This is a genomic window from Georgenia sp. Z1491 (assembly GCF_057652395.1).
Map to the genome: position 1 here is coordinate 1,745,025 of NZ_CM172729.1, position 22,616 is coordinate 1,767,640.

Here is a 22,616-nt window from a genome sequence, read left to right on the forward strand (position 1 = left end):
GGCCGTCGGCTAGTCGGTCGCGGCCTCCGAGCCGGCCTCGCCGGACGTCGACCCGTCGCTGGTGGAGCAGTCGGCGACGATGTCGACCTCGGCGCCCTCGATCGGCGTCTGCGTCATGCCGTCGAAGCCGTCGACGGGTCCGGTGACGGTCCAGACGCCGGCCTCCTCGACGGCGTTCGCCGTCAGCTCCTCGCCGACGCCGGCGCTGGTCATCCACATGATGGGTCCGCCGTCGTCGGGGGACTCGCTCGACTGCACGACGACGGAGGTCAGCTCCTGCTGCTGGAACGAGACGACGGCGGAGAGCTCACCGTGGTCCGGGCTCGTCCCGGCGAGGGAGACGACGAGGCCCTCGTCGTTGCCGAGGCACTCGACGCTGATCTCACCCTCGGCCTCGGCGGTGCCGGCGACGATCCGGTTGGTGCTCGAGGTGTTCGTCACGTGGTCGACGCCCTCGGGCAGCGGGCCGGGGTCGTTCGGCGGGATGGCGCCGCTCGTGGGGACCTCAGGGCGCTCGGTCGCGGACGCGGAGTCCGACTCCGCGCCCGTCCCCGACTCCGAGGTCGTCTCCGGCTCGGCCGTCCCGGTGCCCGACGTGGTCTCGTCGCCGTCCCCTCCGCAGGCGGCGAGCACGGTGGCGAGGGCGAGCGCGGCGGTGAGGGCCGAGGCCCGGCGGCGGAACGTGGCGGGAAGCACCTGGTCTCCTTGAGGTCGGGGAGACGGCCGGTCCGGGAGGACGCCTCCGACCGGACGACGGTACACAGCCCGGGTGTCCGCCGCGGGAACGGCGGACGACCCGGGCATGCTGCCCCGACACCTGCGCGGCGGCGCGTGCTGTCCGGCTGCGCGTGTCGTGCGGCACCGCGTGCTGTGCGGTTGCGCGTGTCGTCGGGCGCCGCGTGCTGTGCGGCTGCGCGCGTCGGCGGGCGCCGCGTCCGGCGCGGTGGGAGCCGCTACGCCTTCTGCACCGTGATGGTCCAGGCGGCGTCGCCGACCCGGTCGAAGTGCGTGACCGGGTAGCCGTTCTCCGCGGCCCACCGCGGGATCGCGTCGGTGGCCTGCGTGCAGTCGAAGTTGATGACGAGGTGGTCGCCGTCGTCCAGGCTCGCCATGGCCTGCTTGGCCTCCACGAGCGGGAAGGGGCAGACCTGGCCGTCGGTCTCGAGCGTCAGTGGCACGGATGTCTCCTGTCGTCGGTGCTGGTGCTGGTGCTGGTGCTGGTGCTGGTTCTCGTTCAGGTGCGGTTGGTTTGGTCGTTGGTCGTTGGTCGTTGGTCGTTGGTCGTTGGTCGTTGGTCGTTGGTCGTTGGTCGTTGGTCGTTGGCCCGTGGTCGGTCGGCAGCTTCGCGCTGCCGCCGGCTCAGGCGTTCGTCAGCACCTTCGCGGTGCCGCCGGTCGACGAGCCCTGATCGCCGCCCGACGCGGCGCTGCCGCGGTGCCGGAGGATGAACAGGTGCGTGGCGGCGCCGGTGCCGAGGATCATGAACACGAGCGAGAGCCAGCCCTGGTAGGAGAACTGGGCGGTGCCCACCATCGCGTTGCCGATCGTGCAGCCGCCGGCGAGCGCGGCGCCGACCCCCATGAGGGCGCCGCCGGAGATCGAGCGCACGAGCGTGGTGGCGTTGGGCACGCGGAGCCGGAACTCGCCCGAACCCTTCGCGGCCAGGAACGCGCCGACGAGGATCCCGAGGACGAGGAAGACGCCCCAGTCCACGAGCTCGACGTCGCCGGTGACGAGGAAGGTGACGACGTTCGCCGACGGCGTCGTGATCCCCAGGCCCGCGGGGCGGTCGGCAGCCGTGCTCAGCGGCCAGGCGACGATGGCGATGATCCCGATGACCACCGCGGTGCCGAAGGCGTGCCACGGCTTCTCGAACAGGACGCGGGCCAGGCCGCTGCGACGCGGCGGCAGGGTGGCGAGCACCGTGCGCGGCTCGGCGGACAGGTGGCGGTACGTGGCGTAGCCGACGGCCGCGACGAGGATCCCGACGAGCCACCAGGGCGAGACGCCGAGCGACTCGTGGACGGAGGTCAGGTTCACCGTCTGCGCGCGGGCGGCGGTCGTGAGGTCCGCGAACGCCCCGTACTTCATGATGGCGGCGAAGCCGGCGTAGAAGATGAGCGCGAACCAGGAGCCGATGAGCCCTTCGCTCGAGCGGTAGAAGGTCCCCGTGGCGCACCCGCCCGCGAGGACGATGGCGAAGCCGAAGATGAAGGCCCCGACGACGGTGGCGACCGGCGCGAGCTCGCCTGCGCCCAGCTGGATGATCCCGGCGGCCTCGAGGGCGAAGATCCCCACGCTCTGCACGGCGACGACGACGAGGAACGCCGTGAGCCATCGCGTCCGTCCGCCGATCCACACGTCCCGGAACGCGCCGGTGACGCAGAATCGCCCACGCTGCATGGCGAAGCCGAGCGCTCCGCCGACGATCAGTCCTGTCAGGATCATGCTGTCCCCCCTGGGTCTCGATGACGCTCGGGACGCTAGGGACGGGAGCGGCCGCCGCGTCGGCGGTGACGACGAGCGTCCAGGATGCGAGACCGGGCGGTTCTTCGGGCGGGTGGCTGCGTCGTCGAGGCGCTGTGCGAGGTGCCCGGACGCACCGGCACGGCCCGCGGCCCGCGAGGCTCCGTGTGCGACGATGGGCCCTCCCGCCCGACCCCGTGAAGGTGAGCAGTGCCCCCGATCCCCGACGAGTCGCAGGCCGCGACGATCCAGCCGGCCGCGACGCCGCCCGCGCAGCTGCGCAACTTCTGCATCATCGCGCACATCGACCACGGCAAGTCGACGCTGGCCGACCGGATGCTCGGCATCACGGGGGTGGTCGCGGACCGTGACATGCGGGCCCAGTACCTCGACCGGATGGACATCGAGCGCGAGCGCGGCATCACCATCAAGTCCCAGGCCGTGCGCATGCCCTGGCAGGTCGACGACACGGCGTACGCGCTCAACATGATCGACACCCCGGGCCACGTGGACTTCTCCTACGAGGTCAACCGGTCGCTCGCCGCCTGCGAGGGCGCCGTGCTGCTCGTCGACGCCGCCCAGGGCATCGAGGCGCAGACGCTCGCCAACCTCTACATGGCGCTCGAGAACGACCTCGCCATCATCCCGGTGCTCAACAAGATCGACCTGCCCGCCGCGCAGCCGGAGAAGTTCGCCGAGGAGCTCGCGAACCTCATCGGCGGCGACCCCGAGGACTGCCTGAAGGTCTCCGGCAAGACGGGCGAGGGCGTCGTCGACCTGCTCGACACGATCGTCCGTGACATCCCGCCCCCGGTGGGGGACGCCGAGGCGCCGGCCCGGGCGATGATCTTCGACTCCGTGTACGACACGTACCGGGGCGTGGTCACGTACGTGCGCGTCGTCGACGGGCGCCTCGACCCGCGCGAGCGCATCTCGATGATGTCGACGGGCTCGACCCACGAGCTCCAGGAGCTCGGCGTGATCTCACCGGACGCGAAGCCGTCGTCGGGCCTGGGGGTCGGCGAGGTCGGCTACCTCATCACGGGCGTGAAGGACGTGCGGCAGTCGAAGGTCGGCGACACGGTGACGACGCACACTCGGGGCGCCGCCGATCCGCTGGCCGGCTACCGCGAGCCGCTGCCCATGGTCTTCTCGGGCCTGTACCCGGTGGACGGCTCGGACTACCCGGCCCTGCGCGAGGCGCTCGACAAGCTCAAGCTCAACGACGCGGCCCTCACCTATGAGCCGGAGACCTCCGTCGCCCTCGGGTTCGGCTTCCGCTGCGGCTTCCTCGGCCTGCTGCACCTGGAGATCGTGCGGGAGCGGCTCGAGCGAGAGTTCGACCTCAACCTCATCTCCACGGCGCCGAACGTCGTCTACGAGGTGGTCCTCGAGAACGGTGACCCGGTGACGGTGACCAACCCGTCGGAGTTCCCGTCGGGGGAGAAGTTCAAGGAGATCTCCGAGCCGATGGTGCGGGGCACGATCCTCACGCCCAGCGAGTTCGTCGGCGCGGTGATGGAGCTGTGCCAGGGCAAGCGCGGAGAGCTGCTGGGCATGGACTACCTCTCGGAGGAGCGGGTCGAGCTGCGGTACCGCCTGCCGCTGGCGGAGATCGTGTTCGACTTCTTCGACCAGCTGAAGTCGAGGACCAAGGGGTACGCGTCGCTCGACTACGACGAGGACGGTCAGGCGCCCTCGGACCTCGTCAAGGTCGACATCCTCCTCAACCACGACCCGGTGGACGCGTTCTCCGCCGTCGTACACAAGGACAAGGCCTACGGCTACGGCGTGGCGATGGTCGGCAAGCTCAAGGAGCTCATCCCGCGTCAGCAGTTCGAGGTGCCGATCCAGGCGGCCGTCGGGTCGCGGATCATCGCGCGCGAGACCATCCGTGCCCTGCGCAAGGACATGCTCGCCAAGTGCTACGGCGGTGACATCTCGCGCAAGCGCAAGCTGCTGGAGAAGCAGAAGGAGGGCAAGAAGCGCATGAAGTCGATCGGACGGGTCGAGGTGCCGCAGGAGGCCTTCGTCGCCGCGCTGCAGACCGACGCGCCCACGGGCAAGAAGTAGGTCGTGGTCGACGATCCTCGGCCGCGGGGCGTGGCCACCGCCTCCCCGCGCGCGCAGGTGCCGCGGCCGGCGGGTGAGCTCGGTCCAGAGCTCGGTCCCGTGGTCCTCACGGACGGTCCCGCGACCGTGGCCGCCGTCTGCTCGGTGGCGCAGCTGTTCCACGTGGGCTCGCGCGGTCTGATGAGCGGCATCGACAAGCGCCCCGTCGACCGTCCGCTCACCGTGCTGCGGCACGGCGTGTGGGGAGACGTGCAGGGCGACCGGGAGAACCACGGCGGCCTGTTCAAGGCCGTGTACGCGTACGCGAGCGAGACCCGTCAGGCGTGGGCCGACGCCGTGGGCACGGAGTACCCGCCGGGGGCGTTCGGGGAGAACCTGGTGACGTCGGGGATCGACGTCGACGAGGCCGTCATCGGGACCCGCTGGCGGGTCGGGACCACGGTGCTGCGGGTGACGTCGCCGCGCACCCCCTGCCGTACGTTCGCCGCCTGGATGGGCGAGCCGGACTGGTCGCGGCGCTTCACCGCGGGCGGGCGCTGCGGGGCGTACCTGGGCGTCGAGGAGACCGGGGAGATCGCTGCCGGCGACGACATTCTCGTGGAGGACGTGCCGGAGCACGGCGTGAGCGTCGGCGACGCCTTCCGCGGGCTGGACGCCGACCGGGCCGGGGCGCTGCTCGACTGGGCCGAGGCGAGCGGGACCGTGCTCTACGAGACGTTGGTGCGGCGGGCGCTCGACGCGCTGAGCCGCGGAGGCCACGAGCGTGAGTTTCCCGGTGAGCTGCGCTCGACCGGCCGCGGCCTCGGCGGGGGCGCGCGGTGACGGGGGACGGCGGGCGCTCGGCGGACAACGGGCGCGCGGTGGCGGGAGTTGCCGGGCGTCACGACGACGGCGGGCGTGCCTCGGTGGCACACTCCGGGCGTCACGACGACGGCGTGCGTACCGAGCCGCCGGTCGCCTCCTCCCGCGGGCCGGGACCGGACCGGACGATGCGCGACGGCGAGCACGGACCCGCGTTCGTCGACGCACGGGTGCGGTCCTTCACCCGACGCGGGACCCGCCTCAAGCCCAGGTTGGCGAAGGTCTGGGAGGAGCGCGGCGACGTCGTGCTGGACGTCCCGATGATGACGGAGACGGGCGTGGCCGACCATGCCCGCCTCGACCTGGACGGGGCCTTCGGGAACGGCCTCACGACGGGAGGCCGCCTCGTGGTCGAGATCGGTTGCGGTGCGGGGGAGCAGATCGTGCACGCCGCGCTCGCCGAGCCCGGCACGCGGTTCCTCGGCCTCGAGGTGTGGCAGCCGGGGCTGGCGCGCACGCTCGCCCGCGTCCTCGACGAGGGGGCGACGAACGTGCGGCTCCTCGGCGTCGACGCCGAGCAGGCCCTGCCGATCCTGCTGCCCGCCGGCTCCGTCGACGAGCTGTGGACCTTCTTCCCCGACCCGTGGCGCAAGTCCAAGCATCACAAGCGACGGATCGTCTCGCCGGAGTTCGCCGCGGTCGTCGCGGGCCTGCTCGCGCCGGGCGGGACCTGGCGCCTGGCGACGGACTGGGCCAACTATGCCCAGCAGATGATCACCGTCCTCGACGCGGCCCCTGCGTTCGAGCTGACGGTCGAGGCAGGGCGGTGGCCCGGGCGCACGCTCACCCGCTTCGAGCGACGCGGCGTCGAGGACGGGCGGGAGGTCACGGACCTCACGGCCGTGCGCCGTCGCGTCGAGGACATGCCCGATGGCTGACCTGCCCCTGGGTGACCCCGCACCCGACGACGGACGACTGCCCGCGAGCGCGGGAACGGGCGCCCAGGAGCGGACGTTGTCCGTCTACCTGCACGTACCGTTCTGCGCCGTGCGTTGCGGGTACTGCGACTTCACGACCTACACGAACGCCGAGCTCGGCGGGGGTGGCTCGGCGGCGGAGTACGCCGGGAACGCCGTGGCGGAGGTCGAGCTCGCGGGCCGCGTGCTCGCCGACCCCGAGCTTGCGGCGTCCGGGATGGTGTCGCGTCCGGCGTCGACCGTCTTCCTTGGTGGTGGCACGCCGACGCGACTGCCGGTCGAGGACCTGGCGCGGATGATCGGTGCCGTGCGGGACACGGTCGGGTTGGCGGACGGTGCCGAGGTGACCACCGAGGCGAACCCCGACTCGGTCGACGCGAGGGCGCTCGAGGACCTGGCGGCCGCCGGCGTCACGCGCGTCTCCTTCGGCATGCAGTCGGCCGTGCCCGAGGTACTGGCGACGCTCGACCGGACCCACGATCCTGCCCGCGTCCCCCGTGCCGTGGCGTGGGCGCGGGAGGCCGGCCTCGACGTGTCGGTCGACCTCATCTACGGCACCCCCGGGGAGAGTGTCGCCGACTGGCGGACCTCCATGGAGGCGGCGCTCGAGATGGAGCCGGACCACGTGTCGGCCTACGCGCTGGTCGTGGAGCGCGGGACGAGGATGGGCGCACAGGTGCGGCGCGGCGAGCTCGTCCTGCCCGACGACGACGACCAGGCCGAGAAGTACGAGCTCGCCGACGCGATGCTCGACGGCGCCGGCTACGGCTGGTACGAGGTGTCGAACTGGGCGCGGGTCGAGCCGGGGGACTCCCCGGAGACCGGGGGGCTCGTCCACGCCAGCCGGCACAACCTCGCCTACTGGCGCGGTGGCGACTGGTGGGGCGTCGGCCCCGGCGCGCACAGCCACGTCGGCGGCGTGCGGTGGTGGAACGGGAAGCACCCCACGCCCTACGCGGCCCGGCTGCGCGAGGGGCTCTCGCCGGCCGTCGGCCGGGAGGTCCTGTCCGACGGGTCGCGCGAGCTCGAGCGGCTGCTCCTGGGGGTCCGGCTCGCCGAGGGTGTCGAGGTCGCCTCGCAGGGGGGCCTCACCCCCGACGACGCCGGCGCGCGCCTCGCCGGGCTCGTCGCCGAGGGACTGTGCGAACCGGGGCCCGCCGCCGAGGGGCGCGCGCGACTCACGCTGCGCGGGCGTCTCCTGGCGGACGCGGTCGTGCGTGAGCTGACCGACTGACAGCGAGCTCCGGGCAGGCGGGCGCGATGCGGCGCGCCCGCGGGTGAGGGCGTTGTCGGTTCACGTCGGGTGATCGGGTACCTGAACGAGGCGGCTCGATGGGCATGCGCGAGCCTGCTCACGGGTCCGGGTCGGTGGGTGGGTCGCTGCCGCCGTCGTCGTGGGGGTCGCGCTCGGAACGCCGGTTGCGGGTGACCCGCTCGGCGACGCGTCGTCGGAGCGCCTGGTAGCGGTCCGTGGTCATCTCCGGGCCGGGGCGGTGCTGGTAGGGGAAGGGGGAGCGGGGGACGCTGTAGGTGTGCCCGGTCGGGGTGCGGACGTCGATCCGGCCGTCGTCGCTCGTGGCGTAGCGCCACCCGGGGTGCTGCTTGGCGTAGTTGCACGACGCGCACAGCCCGGTGGCGTTCGCGGCGCTGGTGGCGCCGCCGAGCGCGTGGTCGGTGGTGTGGTCGATGTGCTCGACGGGGTTGGTGCAGTACGGCGTGCGGCAGATGTCGTCGCGGATGAGCACCAGCTTGCGCAGCTCGCCGGTGAACACCCTCGAGCGGGACTCCATCGAGACCACGCCGCCGGTGTCGGGGTCGGTCCACAGTCTCTTGAACCACACCGTCCGTGCGTGGCGGACATGCTCGCGGGCGCTCTCCGCGGCCAGGGGGCCGTGGCCGGTGAGCCAGGCGGGCACGTCGGCCCCGGCCAGTGTGTCGGCGGGCATGACGATGGTCAGGGCCACGTCGCGTGGTTCGGTGGTGGCGGTGCCCGTGACGTGCTCGACGAGCAGGTCCGCGGCGAGCTGGTGACGGGTCCGGCCGCCGGCCTTGCCGTCGGTAGTCAGGGTGGCGGCCTGTGCGGTGAGGCTGGCGTGGACGCGCACGGCGTCGGTCATCGGTAGGTGCGCGGTCAGGTAGGCCATCGATCCCTGGCCGCCGCGCAGGGAGACACGGCGTTGGGAGTTCTCGTGAGCACGGCGGGCGGCCGCGTTGTCCGCGTCGAGCTCCATGGCGTGCCGGCGTGCGTGCTGGTGGATCTGGCCGTCGCCCATGGTCGGCAGGTCGACGGCCATGCGCGCGTCGACCTCGCGCCGGTCGTCCGCGGACAGGGTCACGGTCTCGCGCAGGAGGATCGTGGCCCGCCATTCCGAGACCAGGCCCTTCTCCATGAGGTCCAGCGTGTGCGGCAGGTCGGCCTGGAGGGCCTTGGCCAGTCCCAGGTAGCGGGCGCCGCGGCCCGGGGACTCCCGGCGGGCCAGCGCGATCTCACCGGCGACCCCCTGGCCCTGCTTCGCGGCCGGGACCTCCAGGGCCTTCTCGTGGTCGGTGCGCATCTGCCACAGATCCGCCGTGGCCCGCGCCTGGGCGGCACGCGCGGCCGAGACCAGCTCCTCCAGCGCGGTGATCTGATCGATCGCGTCAGCCTCGTCCTCCCGACGCAGCCCCGCCAGCACGGTCCGCATCCCGCGGATCTCACCGGCGCCCGGTGACGACGACGCCCCCGGCGGCACGCCGTCCTCAGACGTGGAGGTGCCCGTCGCGGAGGTGTCGTGGGCCGTGAGGTGCTCGACCGCTGCGGCGTCGTCCGCGGCGGAGGCGTCGGTCGGGGAGCGGCGGGCAGGCGGGTCGTCGATGTCAGGCTCGTCCACGTCTGTCGTCGACATCGCCATCACCTCCTCACCCTCGAGCTGCAAGACGCCGAATCTCTGTTCGAACTGCTACCAACCTATCGACCACCACTGACATCGGAGCCCCGGAATTCCGCGCCTGTGGACGGATCTGCAGCAGTCGTGCCTGTGGATCCGCCGCGATCATTCGAGCGGAAGAGGAGCCGTGTGCGACGCGCCTCACGAGGCCGGCTCGAGCCTGTGCGTGGTGCTCCGGGAGCGCGGTCGACCCGTGCGCTGACTATCCCGCGACGCGCGGTCGCCCCGTGCGGTAGCACTCCGGCAGGCAGGGTCGTCCCGCTCGACGTCGCCACCCCTTGAATGCATGCCGATACGGGTATATATTCGACCTCATGGCCCGAGCAGCGACGACGTCGGACGTGTTCAACGCGATCGCCGAGCCGCAGCGCCGCGCCATCCTCGGGCTCCTCCGCACGCGCGAACGACCGGTGACAGAGCTGGCCTCGGAGCTGAACATCACGCAGCCCGGGGCGTCCAAGCACCTGCGGGTGCTCCGCGAGGTCGGCCTCGTGCGGGACCGACGCTCGGGGCAGCAGCGCATCTACTCCCTCGATGCGCGCGGGCTGCGACCGGTGCACGAGTGGACGGGCGGGTTCGAGCAGTTCTGGCAGGAGTCCTTCGATCGGCTGGACTCGTACGTCCAGCAGCTCGAACGCACGGAGCACGAGGAGCGTGTCCGACCGGAGATGCCGTACAACGACGAGGAGCAGACGTGAGCAGCACCGATGACGCAGGGACCGCACGATCCGACACTGCCGACCGCGAGGTCGCCATCTCCCGCCTGATCCACGCACGGCGCGAGCTGGTGTTCCGAGCGTTTTCCGACGTACGGCACCTCGCGCAGTGGTGGGGCCCGGACGGGTTCACCACGACCACCCGGTCGTTCGACTTCCGCGTCGGCGGCGTCTGGGACTTCGTCATGCACGGCCCGGACGGGACCGACTACCCCGAGTGGATCACCTGGACCGAGATCGACCCGCCGGCGCGGATCGTGCTGCTCCACGGCGAGTACCGCGACGATCCGAGCTCCTTCACGTCCGTCCTCACCTTCACGCCGCAGCTCGGCCGTGGGGGCGGGGATGTCGATGACGCCGCCGGTCGCACCGGCGCCGATGCCGAAGGTGCAGACACCGAGCACGGCGACGTCGAGCACACGCTGATCGAGATGCGCACGGTGTTCCCCACCACGGCCCTGCGCGACGAGGCGGTCGAGAGCCACGGCGCGATCGAGGGCGGTCGGCAGACGTTGGGCAACCTGGCCGTCTACGTCGAGCAGCGTCTGAGGTAGACCCTGCGCCCCACGCTCGCGGCCGCTACCGTTCCCGCATGGACATGCTCATGGGCGAGCAGATCGCCGCGGCCGACCTCGCGCAGTGGCGCAAGCTCGCCCAGGGGCTGCACGCCCGCTACCTGGTCGACGACTTCGGTACCGCCGTGCGGTTCGTGGCCGCGATCGGTGAGGCGGGCGACGCGGTCGGCCACCACCCGCGCGTCTCGATCGGCAGGGGCTACGTCGATCTGGAGCTGGTGAGCGACGACGCCGTCTTTCGTGACGACGACGGCGAGGAGCACGTCGTCGAGTGGGTGACGAACAAGGACCTCGACCTGGCCCGGCGCATCACCGACATCGCCGGCGGCCACGCCGTCACGGCCGACCCCACCGCCGTCGGGGAGCTCGAGCTCGGTCTCGACACCACCCGGTCCGCCACAGTCGCGCCCGTGTGGACCGCCCTGCTGACCGGGAACGCCGAGGACCGGGGCCGCGGGACGCCGTCGGGCGACGAGATCCGGGACGCCACCGGGCGGGTGCCGAACCTGTGGTTCGGCGACGGCGAGGCGCAGCAGCGGTTCCACCTCGAGGTCTACGTCGCGCCCGACGTGGTCGAGCAACGGATCGCCGCGGCCCTCGCCGCCGGCGGGACCGTCGTCGACGACGCATCCTCTCCCGCCCTGACTGTCATCGCCGACCAGGACGGCAACCGGGGCGTCCTCTGCGCCGACACGTCATCCGTCGGCCCCGTGGGCCCGGACTGAGGCCCGGGCGCTGCGCGGTGTACGAGGAGCGCCGCGCGATGAGGGCCGCGCGGCCGGCCGAGGACCGTCCTGCGTCACCTACTCCGGCACCCCGGTGACGAAGTCGATGAGCTCCTCCACGCGCCCCAGCAGCTGGGGAGAGAGGTCGGCGTAGGTCCGCACCGAGCCGAGGATGCGCTGCCAGCCGCGCGCGACGTCGCCCTGGTCGGCGTGCGGCCACCCCAGGGCCCTGAGCGTGCCCACCTTGATGTCAGTCCCGCGCGGCACGTGCGGCCACTCCGTGAGCCCCACCCGCTCGGGCCGCACCGCCTGCCAGACGTCGACATAGGGGTGACCGAGCACGAGCACGTGCTGGGCGGCGCCGCCCAGCCGGCGGCGCGCGTCGTCGACGATCCGCGTCTCCTTCGAGCCCGCCACGAGGTGGTCGAGCAGCACGCCCGCCCGTCGGGCCGGTCCTGGCCGGAACGCCGCGAGCACGTCCGCGAGGTGATCGGCGCCCTCGAGCTGCTCGACGACCACCCCCTCGACCCGGAGGTCGTCGCCCCACACGCGCTCGACGAGCTCGGCGTCGTGCCGGCCCTCCACCCAGATCCGCGACGCCCGCGCCACCCGGGCGCGACCGCCCTCGACCTTGAGGGAGCCCGACGCGGTGAGGTTGCGACCGCCCGCCGTGCGCGCGACGTCGGGCCGTGCCTGAGCGGCCGACACCTGCGGCGGTACGAGACGGACCGGTGCGCCGTCGATCCAGAACCCCGGACCGAGCGTGAACGAGCGGCGCCTGCCGAGACGGTCCTCGAGGGTCACGAGGTGCATCCCGCCGGACTTCTCGATCCGGGTGATCGCCCCGACGAACCCGGTCTCCACGTCCTCCACCACGAGGCCCCGCTCGGCGGGGACGTCTCGCGTGACGGGTCGCCGGCGCGGGTCGGGACGGGGGGAGGCGAGGACGTCGGGTCCGTATCGGTCGGTCACCGGCCGAGGGTACGTATCAACCACCGCCCGACGGCGGAGCCCGCCCACGGGGCGGGTCGCCACGCGCTGGGGGAGTGCCGGACGAGCCGCGCCGCGGACCTGTGGCGGAGCCCGCCCCGCGGCGCCAGCCCGGTGGTGCGGTTCACGGCGGCATCCGCCGCTCACCGCGTACGATTGGCACTCAGAGGTGTCGAGTGCTACCTCGACGGTGCCGGGCGCGCCCCCGGCAGCCGCGTCGAGCCGGGCCCGCGACCCTCAGCGACCCGAGCGGGCGCCGGTCGGCGGCCCGACCGGGAGGACGTCGATCGAGGAGGTGCCATGTCGACCGAGGACCGCCGCCTGCGCGTGCTCCAGGCCATCGTCAGCGACTTCGTGCGCACCTCGGAGCCCGTGGCCTCGCGCGCGCTCGTCGAGCGCCACCACCTCGACGTCTCGCCGGCCACGATCCGCAACGACATGGCCGCCCTCGAGGAGTCCGGCCACATCGCACAGCCCCACACGTCCGCGGGCCGAGTGCCCACGGAGAAGGGGTACCGCGCCTTCGTCGACGAGATCGCCACCCTCAAGCCGCTGTCCGGGGCCGAGCGTACGGCCATCGAGACACTCCTCGGCCGCTCTGTCGATCTCGACGACGTGGTCGAGCGCACGGTGCGCCTGCTCGCGCAGCTGACCAACAACGTCGCCGTCGTCCAGTACCCGTCGCTCAGCCGCACCTCGCTGCGCCACCTCGAGCTCGTCCCGCTCGACGAGCGCCGGCTGCTCATCGTCATCATCACCGCGGCGGGCCGGGTCGAGCAGCGCACCGTCGAGATCCCGTCCGAGTCGGACCTCGTGGACATCGCCGAGCTCGGTGCCCGGCTCAACCTCGTGTGCGCCGGCCTGCCCGCCCGGGACATCGGCCCCGCGCTCGTCGACCTCGCCGAGCTGCTCGAGCCGAGCCGGCGCCCGCTGCTCGACGTCGTCGCCTCCGAGCTCAGCCGCGTGCTGGCCGAGGACTCCGAGGAGCGCATCGTGCTGGGCGGTACCGCGAACCTCGCGCGCGCCGGCACAGACTTCAGCCGCACCATCGGCCCCGTCCTCGAGGCGCTCGAGGAGCAGGTCGTGCTGCTGCGCCTGTTCGCCGAGATGGAGGCGGACCGGCTCACCGTGCGCATCGGCTCGGAGAACCACCACGACTCGCTGACGGAGGCGTCGATCGTCGCGGGGGCGTACGGTGCCTCCGGCGAGGTCGTCGCGCGGGTCGGCGTGCTCGGCCCCACGCGCATGGACTATCCGGGCACGATGGCGGCGGTCCGCGCCGTCGCCCGCTACCTCTCCCGCTTCCTCGGCGGGTAGACCCGGGCCACCGACCGGCGCCGGGCCGCACGCCGCGGCACCCGGCCCGCCGCACCCAGCACCGAACCGAACCACTGCGACAGATTGCGACCTGTGAGCGACTACTACTCGATCCTCGGCGTGAGCCGTGACGCGAGCCCCGACGAGATCAAGCGTGCCTACCGCAAGCGCGCCCGCCAGCTGCACCCGGACGTCGCCGGGCCGGAGGCGGGTGACCAGTTCAAGGACGTGCAGCGCGCCTACGACGTGCTGCGTGACCAGGACAAGCGGCGCATGTACGACGCCGGGGGCGAGGACGCGCTGCGGGGCGGTGGTGCCGGGGCCGGTGCGGCCGGGTTCGGCGACTTCGCCGACATCTTCTCCCAGTTCTTCGGCGGCGCCGCCGGGGGAGGGATGCGTGGTCCCGTCCCGCGCGCCCGCCGCGGACGCGACTCCCAGATCGTGCTCGACATCGACCTCGTCGACGCCGTGTTCGGCTCGACCGAGGAGATCCCCGTCCAGACCGCCATCGTCTGCGGGACCTGCAACGGCACCTGCTGCCGGCCCGGCACCTCCCCGACCACGTGCACCACGTGCGGCGGGCAGGGTTCCGTCCAGCGCGTCACCCGCTCGTTCCTCGGCCAGATGATGGCGACGTCGGTGTGCCCGGCCTGCTCCGGGCACGGCACCGTCATCCCCGAGCCGTGCCAGGAGTGCGCCGGCGAGGGCCGCGTCCGTTCGCACCGCACGATCTCGGTCGAGGTGCCGGCGGGCGTGAGCACCGGCACGCAGCTGCGCCTGCAGGGCGAGGGCGAGGTCGGTCCCGCGGGCGGTCCTCCCGGCGACCTGTTCGTCGAGATGCGCGAGCGTCCGCACCCCGTGTTCCAGCGGCACGGGGACGACCTGCTGTGCACCCTGACCATCCCGATGACCGCCGCCGCGCTGGGCACCCTCGCCTCGATCGAGACGCTCGACGGGCCGCGGGACATCGACGTAGTGCCGGGCACCCAGCCCGGTGAGCGCATCACGCTCGAGGGACTGGGCGTCGGCCGGCTGCGCGCCCGCGGACGCCGCGGCGACCTCCACGTCGACGTCGAGGTCACGGTCCCGACCAAGCTCGACGACGAGCAGCGCGAGCTGCTCAGCAACCTCGCCAGCGCGCGGGGCGAGGAGCGTCCGGAGGCCCGCCTCACCAGCGCCGACAGCTCGATGTTCTCGCGCCTGCGCGAGCGCTTCGTCGGCCGCTGACCCGCCCGCGACGCCCATGACGCGGCCCGTGTTCCTCGCCGAGCCCGCCGAGCTCGCCGACGTGCGTGCCGGCGGCGTGGCGCACGTCCGCGGCCCGGAGGCGCACCACGCGGCGAGCGTGCGGCGCATCCGCAGCGGCGAGGAGGTCGACGTCGTCGACGGGCGGGGCCGCCGCGTGACCGGCGCCGTCACCGACGCCGCGAAGGACCGCCTCACCGTCTCGGTCACCACCGTGGTCGACGAGCCGGCCCCGACGCCGCGGCTCGTCCTCGTCCAGGCCCTCGGCAAGGGCGGGCGGGACGAGCAGGCCGTCGAGTCCGCCACCGAGCTCGGCGTCGACCGGGTCGTGCCCTGGCAGGCCGAGCGATGCGTGTCCCGGTGGGACGCGAAGGCCGACAAGGGCCGTGCGCGGTGGACCTCGGTCGCCGAGGGCGCGGCGAAGCAGTCGCGGCGGGCCCGCGTCCCCGCCGTCGACGCCGTCGTCACCACCGCGAGCCTCGCCGACGCCGTCGCGCGGGCCACCGGGGCGGGGGCCGCGGAGGCCTCGGGGCCCGGGGGGACCGCAGGGCACGGGGCGGGCGCGCCCGGCGCCGCCGGATCCGGAGCCACCGTCCTCGTCCTGCACGAGTCCGCCACCGAGCGGCTCGCCGCGCTCCTCGCAGCCGGCGCGGTCGCGCCCGGTCCCGCCGCCCCGGAGGTCCCCGTCCGGCCCGCGGCGGTCGCGCCCGGTCCCGCCGCCCCGGAGGTCCCCGTCCAGCACGCGGCGGCCGCGCCCGGCGAGGTGTGGTGCGTCGTCGGGCCGGAGGGCGGGATCTCCGACGCCGAGCTCGACGCCCTCGTGGCCGCCGGCGCGGTCCCGGTCAGGCTCGGTCCGCACGTCCTGCGCACCTCCAGCGCCGGGCCCGCGGCCCTCGCGGCGCTCGGCGCCGCCCTCGGCCGCTGGTGAGCGCCGGTCTCGCTACGATGGCCGAGTCCGCACCCGCCGACCCCCAGGAGTCTCGAGGGCACCGTCCCCGACCCATGAACCGCACCACCGACCACGGAAGCCCCGCGCCGGGCGACGACACCCGGCACCTGACGATCCCCGACCACCTGCCCCCCATGCTCCTGCTGGGCGCGAACGACGAGGTGCTGCGCGCCGTCGAGCGAGGCTTTCCCCAGGTGGCCATCCACGTGCGCGGCAACGTGGTGACGATGACCGGACCGGACGGCGACGTCTCCCTGACCGAGCGGCTGCTCGCGGAGCTCGTCGACATCGCGTCGGCCGGGCAGCCGTTGACGGCCGACGCCGTCGACCGGGCCACCGCGATCCTCACCGCCGGGGACACCCGGCCCGCCGACGTGCTCACCGCCGACATCCTCTCCTCGCGCGGCCGCACCATCCGGCCCAAGACGCTGGGGCAGAAGGCTTACGTCGACGCGATCGACGCCCACACGGTCACCTTCGGCATCGGGCCGGCCGGTACCGGCAAGACCTACCTCGCCATGGCCAAGGCCGTGCTCGCGCTGCAGCGCAAGGAGGTCACCCGGATCATCCTCACGCGCCCCGCGGTCGAGGCGGGCGAGCGGCTGGGCTACCTCCCGGGCACGCTCACCGACAAGATCGATCCCTACCTGCGGCCGCTGTACGACGCGTTGCACGACATGCTCGAGCCCGACTCCATGCCGGGTCTCATGGCCGCGGGCACCATCGAGGTCGCCCCGCTGGCCTACATGCGCGGTCGCACCCTCAACGACGCCTTCATCGTCCTGGACGAGGCGCAGAACACGACGCCCGAGCAGATCAAGATGTTCCTCACCCGGCTCGGCTTCGGCTCGCGGATCGTCGTCACCGGGGACGTCTCCCAGATCGACCTGCCCTCGGGCACCCGTTCCGGTCTGAAGGTCGTCCAGGAGATCCTGACCGGGGTCGACGACATCGCGATGTGCCACCTCACCTCCCGCGACGTCGTGCGGCACCGCCTGGTCAGCGACATCATCGACGCCTACGAGCGCTGGGACGCCCAGGCCGAGGCCGACGGCGAGCGCGAGCGGCGTGCGGCCGCCCGGTCCACCCGCGGTGCCGGCGGGCGAGCCGGCACCACTCGTCCCGTCCGACGCCGAGGAGTCGAGCAGTGAGCATCGAGGTCAACGACGAGTCCGGCAGCGGTGCCGACGCCGAGGAGCTCGCCGCGCTCGCCCGCTACGTGCTCGAGGAGATGCGCGTGCACCCGCAGGCCGAGCTGTCGATCATGCTCGTCGACGAGGACGTCATGACCGACCTCCACGTGCGCTGGATGGACGAGCCCGGACCGACCGACGTCCTGTCCTTCCCCATGGACGAGCTGCGTCCCGGCGCCGACGGCGAACCTCCCGTCGAGGGCACGCTCGGCGACGTCGTGCTCTGCCCGAGCGTCGCGGCCGCCCAGGCCCGCACGGCCGGACACTCGACGGCCGAGGAGCTCGGCCTCCTCACGGTCCACGGCATCCTTCACCTGCTCGGCTACGACCACGCCGAGCCGGAGGAGGAGAAGGAGATGTTCGACCTCCAGCGTCGGCTCCTGCTGACGTTCCTGGCCGGGCGGTGACCCGGCCATGACCCCTCCGCATACCGGCGGCTCCCTGCTCGCCACCGCCCCGTCCGGGGCCGCGACCGCGTCCGACGCACCGCTGGTCGTCGTGCTCGGAGCCGCGGCCCTCCTGCTCGTCGTCGCCGCGCTGTTCTCTGCCGCGGAGGCGGCACTGACGCGCATCAGCCGGTCGAGCGTCTCGGAGCTCGAGCACGACGACCACCCCGCGGCGGCACGCGTCGCCGGCCTCGTCGAGCGCCGCGAGACCGGGCTCGCGGGCCTGATGTTCGTCCGCGTGCTCGTCGAGATGACCACCGCGGTCCTGCTGACGGTCGCCGCCACGACGGTGATCGAACCCTGGGGTCTCGTCGTGCTCGCCGCGGTCGGCGCGTGCGCGGTGGTGGTCGTCGTCGTGGCCGGGATCGGCCCGCGGCGCCTCGGCCGCCGTCACCCGGGGCGCACCCTGGCGCGGCTCTCCGTCCTGGTGGCGGCCGTGACCGCCGTCGCCGGTGCGTTCGGTCGCCTCGGCCGCGCGTTCGCCCCGGAGCGCGAGCGCTCCGAGGAGGATCTCGCGCAGGAGTCCGCCGACGAGCTCCAGCAGCTCGTCGACCGGGTCAACGACGCCGAGCGGCTCGAGGAGAAGGACCGCGAGCTGCTGGAGTCCGTGTTCCAGCTCGGCCGCACCTACGTCCGCGAGGTCATGGTCCCGCGCACCGACATGGTCTCCATCGAGGGCGACCAGCCGCTGACCAAGGCCCTCAACCTCTTCACCCGGTCCGGGTTCTCGCGCGTGCCCGTGCACGGCGACTCCCTCGACGACCTGCGCGGCATCCTCTACCTCAAGGACGTCATGCGGCGGGTGCACCGCCGCACCGACACCGAGCACGTCCTGTGCGCCGACGTCATGCGCGAGCCGTTCTTCGTGCCCGAGACCAAGCTCGTGGACGACATGCTGCGCGAGATGCAGACCCAGGCCGTGCACATCGCGATGGTCGTCGACGAGTACGGCGGCATCGCCGGCCTCGTCACCATCGAGGACCTGCTCGAGGAGCTCGTCGGCGAGATGGTCGACGAGCACGACCGCGCCGAGACCGTGGTCGAGGACCTGGGCGACGGTCGCTGGCGCGTCCCGGCCCGCACCCCGGTCAGCGACCTCGGCGAGCTGTTCGACCTCGAGCTCGACGACGACGACATCGACACCGCGGGCGGGCTGCTCGCCAAGGTGCTGGGCAAGGTACCGCTGGCCGGTGCGTCGGTGGACGTCGACGGCGTGCACCTGGAGGCCGAGCGCGTGGAGGGCCGGCGGCGCCGCGTCTCGACGATCCTCGCGCGCCGGTCCGACCCCGACGAGGAGGAGGAGCGATGACGGACGTCCCGTTCCCGGGCGAACCGGGGTCGGGCACCGAGCTCGGCGAGGACACCAACGCCCTGGCGGACCTCGACCTCGGCCACCTCGTCGACGAGGACTGGCCCGACGACCACCGCGCGGGCTTCGTCGCCCTGGTGGGGCGGCCCAACACCGGCAAGTCGACCCTGACGAACGCGCTCGTCGGCGAGAAGGTCGCCATCACCTCGGACCGCCCGCAGACCACCCGGCGTGCCGTGCGGGGCATCGTCCATCGCGGCGACGGCCAGATCGTCCTCGTCGACACCCCGGGCATGCACCGTCCCCGCACGCTGCTGGGGGAGCGGCTCAACGACGTCGTGCGCGAGACCCTCACCGGCGTCGACGTCGTCGCGCTGTGCCTGCCGGCCGACGAGCGGATCGGCCCCGGCGACCGGCACCTGCTCACCGAGGTCGAGGGCATGCGTGGCGCCCTCGTCGCCGTCGTGACGAAGACGGACCGGGTCGGGCGCGGGGCGCTGGCGGAGAAGCTGCTCGAGGTGAGCGGGCTCGCCGACTTCGCGGAGATCGTGCCGGTCAGCTCGGTGGCCGGCGACCAGGTCGACCTCCTGGCGGACCTGCTGCTCGCCCGCATGCCACTGTCCCCGCCGCTGTACCCCAAGGGCGCCACCGGGGACGAGGCGGTCGAGCTGACGATCGCCGAGCTCGTCCGGGAGGCCGCGCTCGAGGGTGTGCGCGACGAGCTGCCGCACTCGATCGCCGTCGTCGTCGACGAGATGGTCGAGCGCGAGCGGGCCGAGGGCGACGACCGTCCGCCCGTGCTCGCCGTCCACGCGTCGGTCGTGGTCGAGCGCGACTCGCAGAAGGCCATCGTCATCGGCCGCGGCGGGTCCCGCCTGAGGGAGGTCGGCACGCGGGCACGGGCCGGGATCGAGGCCCGGCTCGGTCGGAGGGTGTTCCTCGACCTGCACGTGCGAGTGGCCAAGGACTGGCAGCGCGACCCCCGACAGCTCGGCCGCCTGGGCTTCTGACAGCGCGCCGCACCGGTCGTCGAGCGTGCGGTTCCCGGTCGTCGAGCGTGCGGCCCCTCGTCGTCGAGCGTGCGGTTCCCGGTCGTCGAGCGTGCGGCCCACGTGGCCGCGGACCGCACGCTCGAGGTGTCAGAACCGCACGCTCGACGACCGGGGGTGAACGGTCAGCTGATGTGGTCGACCATCTTGTGGATCGGCTCCTGCATGCGCGGGTAGGTGTCGATGTAGCTGTCGAGGTAGAACTGGTACTCCTCGTGGGCGTCCATGTCCGGCTCGATCGTGTCGGCCGTGTGGACCATGGCGTCGGCCGCGGCCGTGACGTCGTCGAAGAGCCCCGCGCCGGTCGCCGCGAGGATGCACGAGCCGAGCGCGACGGCGTCGGGCACCTTCGTCAGCGTGATCGGCGTGCCGGTGACGTCGGCGTGCATCTGCATCCAGAACGGGCTGTTCGTCGCACCGCCGCACGAGACGATCTCGTCGACCTTGTGCCCCGCGGCCCGCATCGTGCGCGCGATGTGCTCCGTGCCGTAGCAGACGCCCTCGAGGATCGCCCGGTAGAAGTGCGCCGGTCCGTGGTGCAGCGACAGGCCCCACAGGATGCCGCGCGCGCGGCCGTCGGTGTACGGCGTGCGGTTGCCCTGGAAGTACTCGTTGACGATGAGCCCCTCCGACCCCAGCGGGATCGCCGCCGCACGCTCGTCCATGAGGGAGTAGGCCGTGCGGCCCGCCTCCTCCGCCTCGGCCACGAGGTGTTTGGCGAAGTTGTCCCGGTACCACTTGACGACCGAGCCGGTCGAGACCTGCCCGCCCTCGACCGTGTACTGCCCGGGCATGACCGAGTCGGTGTAGCCGCCGAAGAATCCCTCGCCGGAGATCGCCTGGTCGGTCTGCCCGATGAACACGTGCGAGGACCCGGTGATGAGCGCCATCTTCCCCGGCGCGACGACGCCGAGCCCGATCTGCCCCGCGAAGGCGTCCGCGCAGCCCTGCGCCACCGGCGTGCCCTCGGCGAGCCCCAGGTGCTCGGCCGCGGCGCCGGTCAGCCCGCCGACGGCCACGCCGAGGTCGTTGACCGTCCCGGGAATCTTGTCGAGCACGTCGGCGACGCCGATGTCCTCGTAGAAGTCGACGGGCCAGCCGCCGTTGTCCCGGTCGTAGTACATCCGCGCCGACGCCGAGTTGATGTTGATCGTCCACTCGCCCGTGAGCTTGTAGGTGATCCAGTCCGGGGCGTCGACGAGGTACTTCGCGCCGTTGAACGTCTCCGGCTCGTGCTCCTTGAGCCACGCCGTCTTGAAGGGGAACCACTCCGCCGTCGCCGGCATCGTGCCGCCGCCGTTGTACCGGCGCGCCTTCGAGCTGGAGCTGCTCGCGCGCTCGGCCTGCTCGACCGCCCGGACGTCCATCCACATGATCGCCGGACGCATCGCGCGGCCGCTGTCGTCCATCGCGAGGACCGTCATCGTCGTGGCGTCGTAGCTGATGCCGGAGATGTCCGCGCCCGTGAGGCCGGCCTTCTCCAGGGCCTGCCGGCTGGAGGTCGCGATGGCGCCCCACCAGTCGTCCTCGGTCTGCTCGGCCCAGCCGGGTCGGGGGTGTGTGGTCTTGTACGGCGTGGCCGCGAAGGCGACCGGGTCGCCGACGAGGTTGAAGATCGCGACCCGGCAGCTCTCGGTGCCGAAGTCGATGCCCATGACGAACGGACCGTCGGGGCGGGTGGATGCAGTCATCGTCTCTCTCCCTTGAGCGTGCTGGACCTGCCGGGCGGCGTCGTCGCGAACCCGACCGCGGGCCCCGAGCGTACGCCGTGCGAGGCGTCGTGGCGGCGCAGCACCGCCGACGACGCAACATTATGGGGTGTTAAATCAACACAACACCATGTTAGTGTCTGAGACGTTCAGGTGTCAGCACCGGATCGTCCCGCGCGGCGGGAGGCCCGGAGCGCACGGTCGCTCGAGACGAAGAGGTGAGGCACGTGCCGACGAGTCGATTCGTCACACGGTCCGGCATCGAGATCCCGCCCGTGGGGCTGGGGACCTGGCAGATGGACGGTGACGTCGGCCGCACCGCCGTCGCCGGCGCGATTCGCGCGGGCTACCGGCTCATCGACACGGCGCAGCGCTACCACAACGAGCGGGCCGTCGGTGCGGGCGTGCGCGAGTCCGGCGTCCCGCGCGACGAGCTGCTGCTCGTGTCCAAGCTGCGCGGCGGCGACCAGGGCGCCGTCCAGACGCGGCGCTCGTTCATGGCCTCGCTGGAGAGCCTCGCGACCGACCGCCTCGACCTGTACTACATCCACTGGCCGCTGCCGATGCTCGGGAAGTACCTCGAGTCCTACGAGATCCTCATGGAGCTGCGCGCCGAGGGCCTCATCCGCGCGATCGCCGTGTCGAACTTCCTGCCCGAGCACCTCGCCGCGGTCCACGACCGGTTCGGCGAGTACCCCGAGGTCAACCAGGTCGAGCTCCACCCGGGCTGGCCGCAGGACGAGATCAGGGCCTTCGACGCCGAGCACGGCATCGTCACCCAGGGCTGGGGGGTCGCCGGACGCGGCAAGGGGATGATGGACGACGGCACGCTGGAGGAGATCGGGCGCGACCACGGCGTCAGCCCGATCGAGGTCTCGCTCGCCTGGACCGTCGGCAAGGGCGTCGCCGCCCTGGCCAAGTCCGCCGACGCCGGCCGGCAGCGCGCCAACCTCGCCGCCCCCGGCATCGAGCTGACCGAGCAGCAGATCGCGCGCATCGACGCCATGCCCCGCGTAGCACTCGGCAAGGACCCCGCCGTCAACGAGGAGTACTGAGGCAGGACCTCGTCCCGCGACGGCGCACGGCCGACGACGGCGCACCGCACCGCCGACGTCCCGACCGCCCCGCCACGCGCCCGCACGGCGCACC

Annotated in this window: 21 protein-coding genes; 15 read left to right on the top strand and 6 right to left on the bottom strand. The window is 72.9% G+C overall.

The genetic code is table 11. The features are described 5' to 3' along the window. Positions 1-9: 9 nt before the first annotated feature. The 3 genes from AC24HA_RS08180 to AC24HA_RS08190 form a co-directional block, all read right to left on the bottom strand. Positions 10-696: a hypothetical protein gene (locus AC24HA_RS08180; RefSeq protein ID WP_425709088.1), complete on the bottom strand. Its 687-nt coding sequence runs from the start codon at positions 694-696 to the stop codon at positions 10-12. 257 nt (positions 697-953) lie between these two features. Further along, positions 954-1,178 carry a sulfurtransferase TusA family protein gene (locus tag AC24HA_RS08185; protein ID WP_425709087.1) on the bottom strand — a complete coding sequence of 75 codons (225 nt, stop codon included), beginning with the start codon at positions 1,176-1,178 and terminating at the stop codon, positions 954-956. Between the two features lie 181 nt (positions 1,179-1,359). Continuing rightward, positions 1,360-2,448, bottom strand: a complete 1,089-nt coding sequence (locus tag AC24HA_RS08190) for a YeeE/YedE family protein (RefSeq protein ID WP_425709086.1) — start codon at positions 2,446-2,448, stop codon at positions 1,360-1,362. A gap of 228 nt (positions 2,449-2,676) precedes the next feature. On the opposite strand from AC24HA_RS08190, the gene lepA reads away from it, so the two are divergent. From lepA to hemW, 4 genes are all read left to right on the top strand, one after another. Beyond that, positions 2,677-4,539, top strand: a complete 1,863-nt coding sequence (gene lepA, locus AC24HA_RS08195; RefSeq protein WP_425709085.1) for a translation elongation factor 4 — start codon at positions 2,677-2,679, stop codon at positions 4,537-4,539. Between the two features lie 3 nt (positions 4,540-4,542). Continuing rightward, a complete protein-coding gene (locus AC24HA_RS08200) occupies positions 4,543-5,361 on the top strand; it encodes an MOSC domain-containing protein (protein ID WP_425709084.1) in 819 nt (272 codons plus the stop codon). 113 nt (positions 5,362-5,474) lie between these two features. Beyond that, entirely contained in the window at positions 5,475-6,278 is an 804-nt protein-coding gene (gene trmB, locus AC24HA_RS08205) for a tRNA (guanosine(46)-N7)-methyltransferase TrmB (protein ID WP_425709083.1), read from the top strand. After that, positions 6,271-7,551: a radical SAM family heme chaperone HemW gene (gene hemW / locus AC24HA_RS08210; RefSeq protein WP_425709082.1), complete on the top strand. Its 1,281-nt coding sequence runs from the start codon at positions 6,271-6,273 to the stop codon at positions 7,549-7,551. The genes trmB and hemW overlap by 8 nt, the downstream gene beginning before the upstream one ends. Positions 7,552-7,669: 118 nt before the next feature. On the opposite strand, the gene AC24HA_RS08215 is transcribed toward hemW, so the two are convergent. Beyond that, positions 7,670-9,202 (bottom strand): HNH endonuclease, encoded by a 1,533-nt coding sequence (locus tag AC24HA_RS08215; protein ID WP_425709081.1) that lies wholly within the window; start codon positions 9,200-9,202, stop codon positions 7,670-7,672. Positions 9,203-9,558: 356 nt separating this feature from the next. On the opposite strand from AC24HA_RS08215, the gene AC24HA_RS08220 reads away from it, so the two are divergent. The 3 genes from AC24HA_RS08220 to AC24HA_RS08230 are packed head-to-tail and all read left to right on the top strand — an operon-like array spanning position 9,559 to position 11,260. After that, a complete protein-coding gene (locus tag AC24HA_RS08220; RefSeq protein WP_425709080.1) occupies positions 9,559-9,942 on the top strand; it encodes an ArsR/SmtB family transcription factor in 384 nt (127 codons plus the stop codon). Further along, positions 9,939-10,514, top strand: coding sequence for an SRPBCC domain-containing protein (locus AC24HA_RS08225; RefSeq protein WP_425709079.1), 576 nt, complete (start codon positions 9,939-9,941; stop codon positions 10,512-10,514). Before AC24HA_RS08220 ends, AC24HA_RS08225 begins: the two co-directional genes overlap by 4 nt. 38 nt (positions 10,515-10,552) lie before the next feature. Next, positions 10,553-11,260, top strand: a complete 708-nt coding sequence (locus AC24HA_RS08230) for a VOC family protein (RefSeq protein ID WP_425709078.1) — start codon at positions 10,553-10,555, stop codon at positions 11,258-11,260. A 78-nt stretch (positions 11,261-11,338) separates the two neighbouring features. On the opposite strand, the gene AC24HA_RS08235 is transcribed toward AC24HA_RS08230, so the two are convergent. Beyond that, entirely contained in the window at positions 11,339-12,232 is an 894-nt protein-coding gene (locus AC24HA_RS08235) for a DUF3097 domain-containing protein (protein ID WP_425709077.1), read from the bottom strand. 318 nt (positions 12,233-12,550) lie between these two features. Here AC24HA_RS08235 and hrcA point away from each other — a divergent pair, with 318 nt between their 5' ends. The 7 genes from hrcA (at position 12,551) to era (ending at position 19,719) form a co-directional block, all read left to right on the top strand. Continuing rightward, complete coding sequence (gene hrcA / locus AC24HA_RS08240) at positions 12,551-13,567, top strand: heat-inducible transcriptional repressor HrcA (protein ID WP_425709076.1); 1,017 nt, start codon at positions 12,551-12,553, stop codon at positions 13,565-13,567. A 93-nt stretch (positions 13,568-13,660) separates the two neighbouring features. Further along, a complete protein-coding gene (dnaJ, locus tag AC24HA_RS08245; RefSeq protein WP_425709075.1) occupies positions 13,661-14,794 on the top strand; it encodes a molecular chaperone DnaJ in 1,134 nt (377 codons plus the stop codon). A gap of 16 nt (positions 14,795-14,810) precedes the next feature. Then, a complete protein-coding gene (locus tag AC24HA_RS08250; RefSeq protein WP_425709074.1) occupies positions 14,811-15,740 on the top strand; it encodes an RsmE family RNA methyltransferase in 930 nt (309 codons plus the stop codon). A gap of 74 nt (positions 15,741-15,814) precedes the next feature. Continuing rightward, on the top strand, positions 15,815-16,912 hold the full coding sequence (locus AC24HA_RS08255; RefSeq protein WP_425709073.1) for a PhoH family protein: 1,098 nt from the start codon (positions 15,815-15,817) through the stop codon (positions 16,910-16,912). Next, complete coding sequence (ybeY, locus tag AC24HA_RS08260; protein WP_425709072.1) at positions 16,909-17,361, top strand: rRNA maturation RNase YbeY; 453 nt, start codon at positions 16,909-16,911, stop codon at positions 17,359-17,361. Before AC24HA_RS08255 ends, ybeY begins: the two co-directional genes overlap by 4 nt. A gap of 7 nt (positions 17,362-17,368) precedes the next feature. Further along, the gene (locus AC24HA_RS08265) at positions 17,369-18,709 is read left to right on the top strand and encodes a hemolysin family protein (protein WP_425709071.1); all 1,341 of its coding nucleotides are present in this window, start codon (positions 17,369-17,371) and stop codon (positions 18,707-18,709) included. Then, on the top strand, positions 18,706-19,719 hold the full coding sequence (gene era / locus AC24HA_RS08270) for a GTPase Era (protein ID WP_425709070.1): 1,014 nt from the start codon (positions 18,706-18,708) through the stop codon (positions 19,717-19,719). Before AC24HA_RS08265 ends, era begins: the two co-directional genes overlap by 4 nt. A 164-nt stretch (positions 19,720-19,883) precedes the next feature. On the opposite strand, the gene AC24HA_RS08275 is transcribed toward era, so the two are convergent. Next, positions 19,884-21,449, bottom strand: a complete 1,566-nt coding sequence (locus tag AC24HA_RS08275; RefSeq protein WP_425709069.1) for an FGGY-family carbohydrate kinase — start codon at positions 21,447-21,449, stop codon at positions 19,884-19,886. 245 nt (positions 21,450-21,694) lie between these two features. On the opposite strand from AC24HA_RS08275, the gene AC24HA_RS08280 reads away from it, so the two are divergent. Further along, on the top strand, positions 21,695-22,522 hold the full coding sequence (locus tag AC24HA_RS08280) for an aldo/keto reductase (protein WP_425709068.1): 828 nt from the start codon (positions 21,695-21,697) through the stop codon (positions 22,520-22,522). The last annotated feature ends 94 nt before the right edge of the window (positions 22,523-22,616 follow it).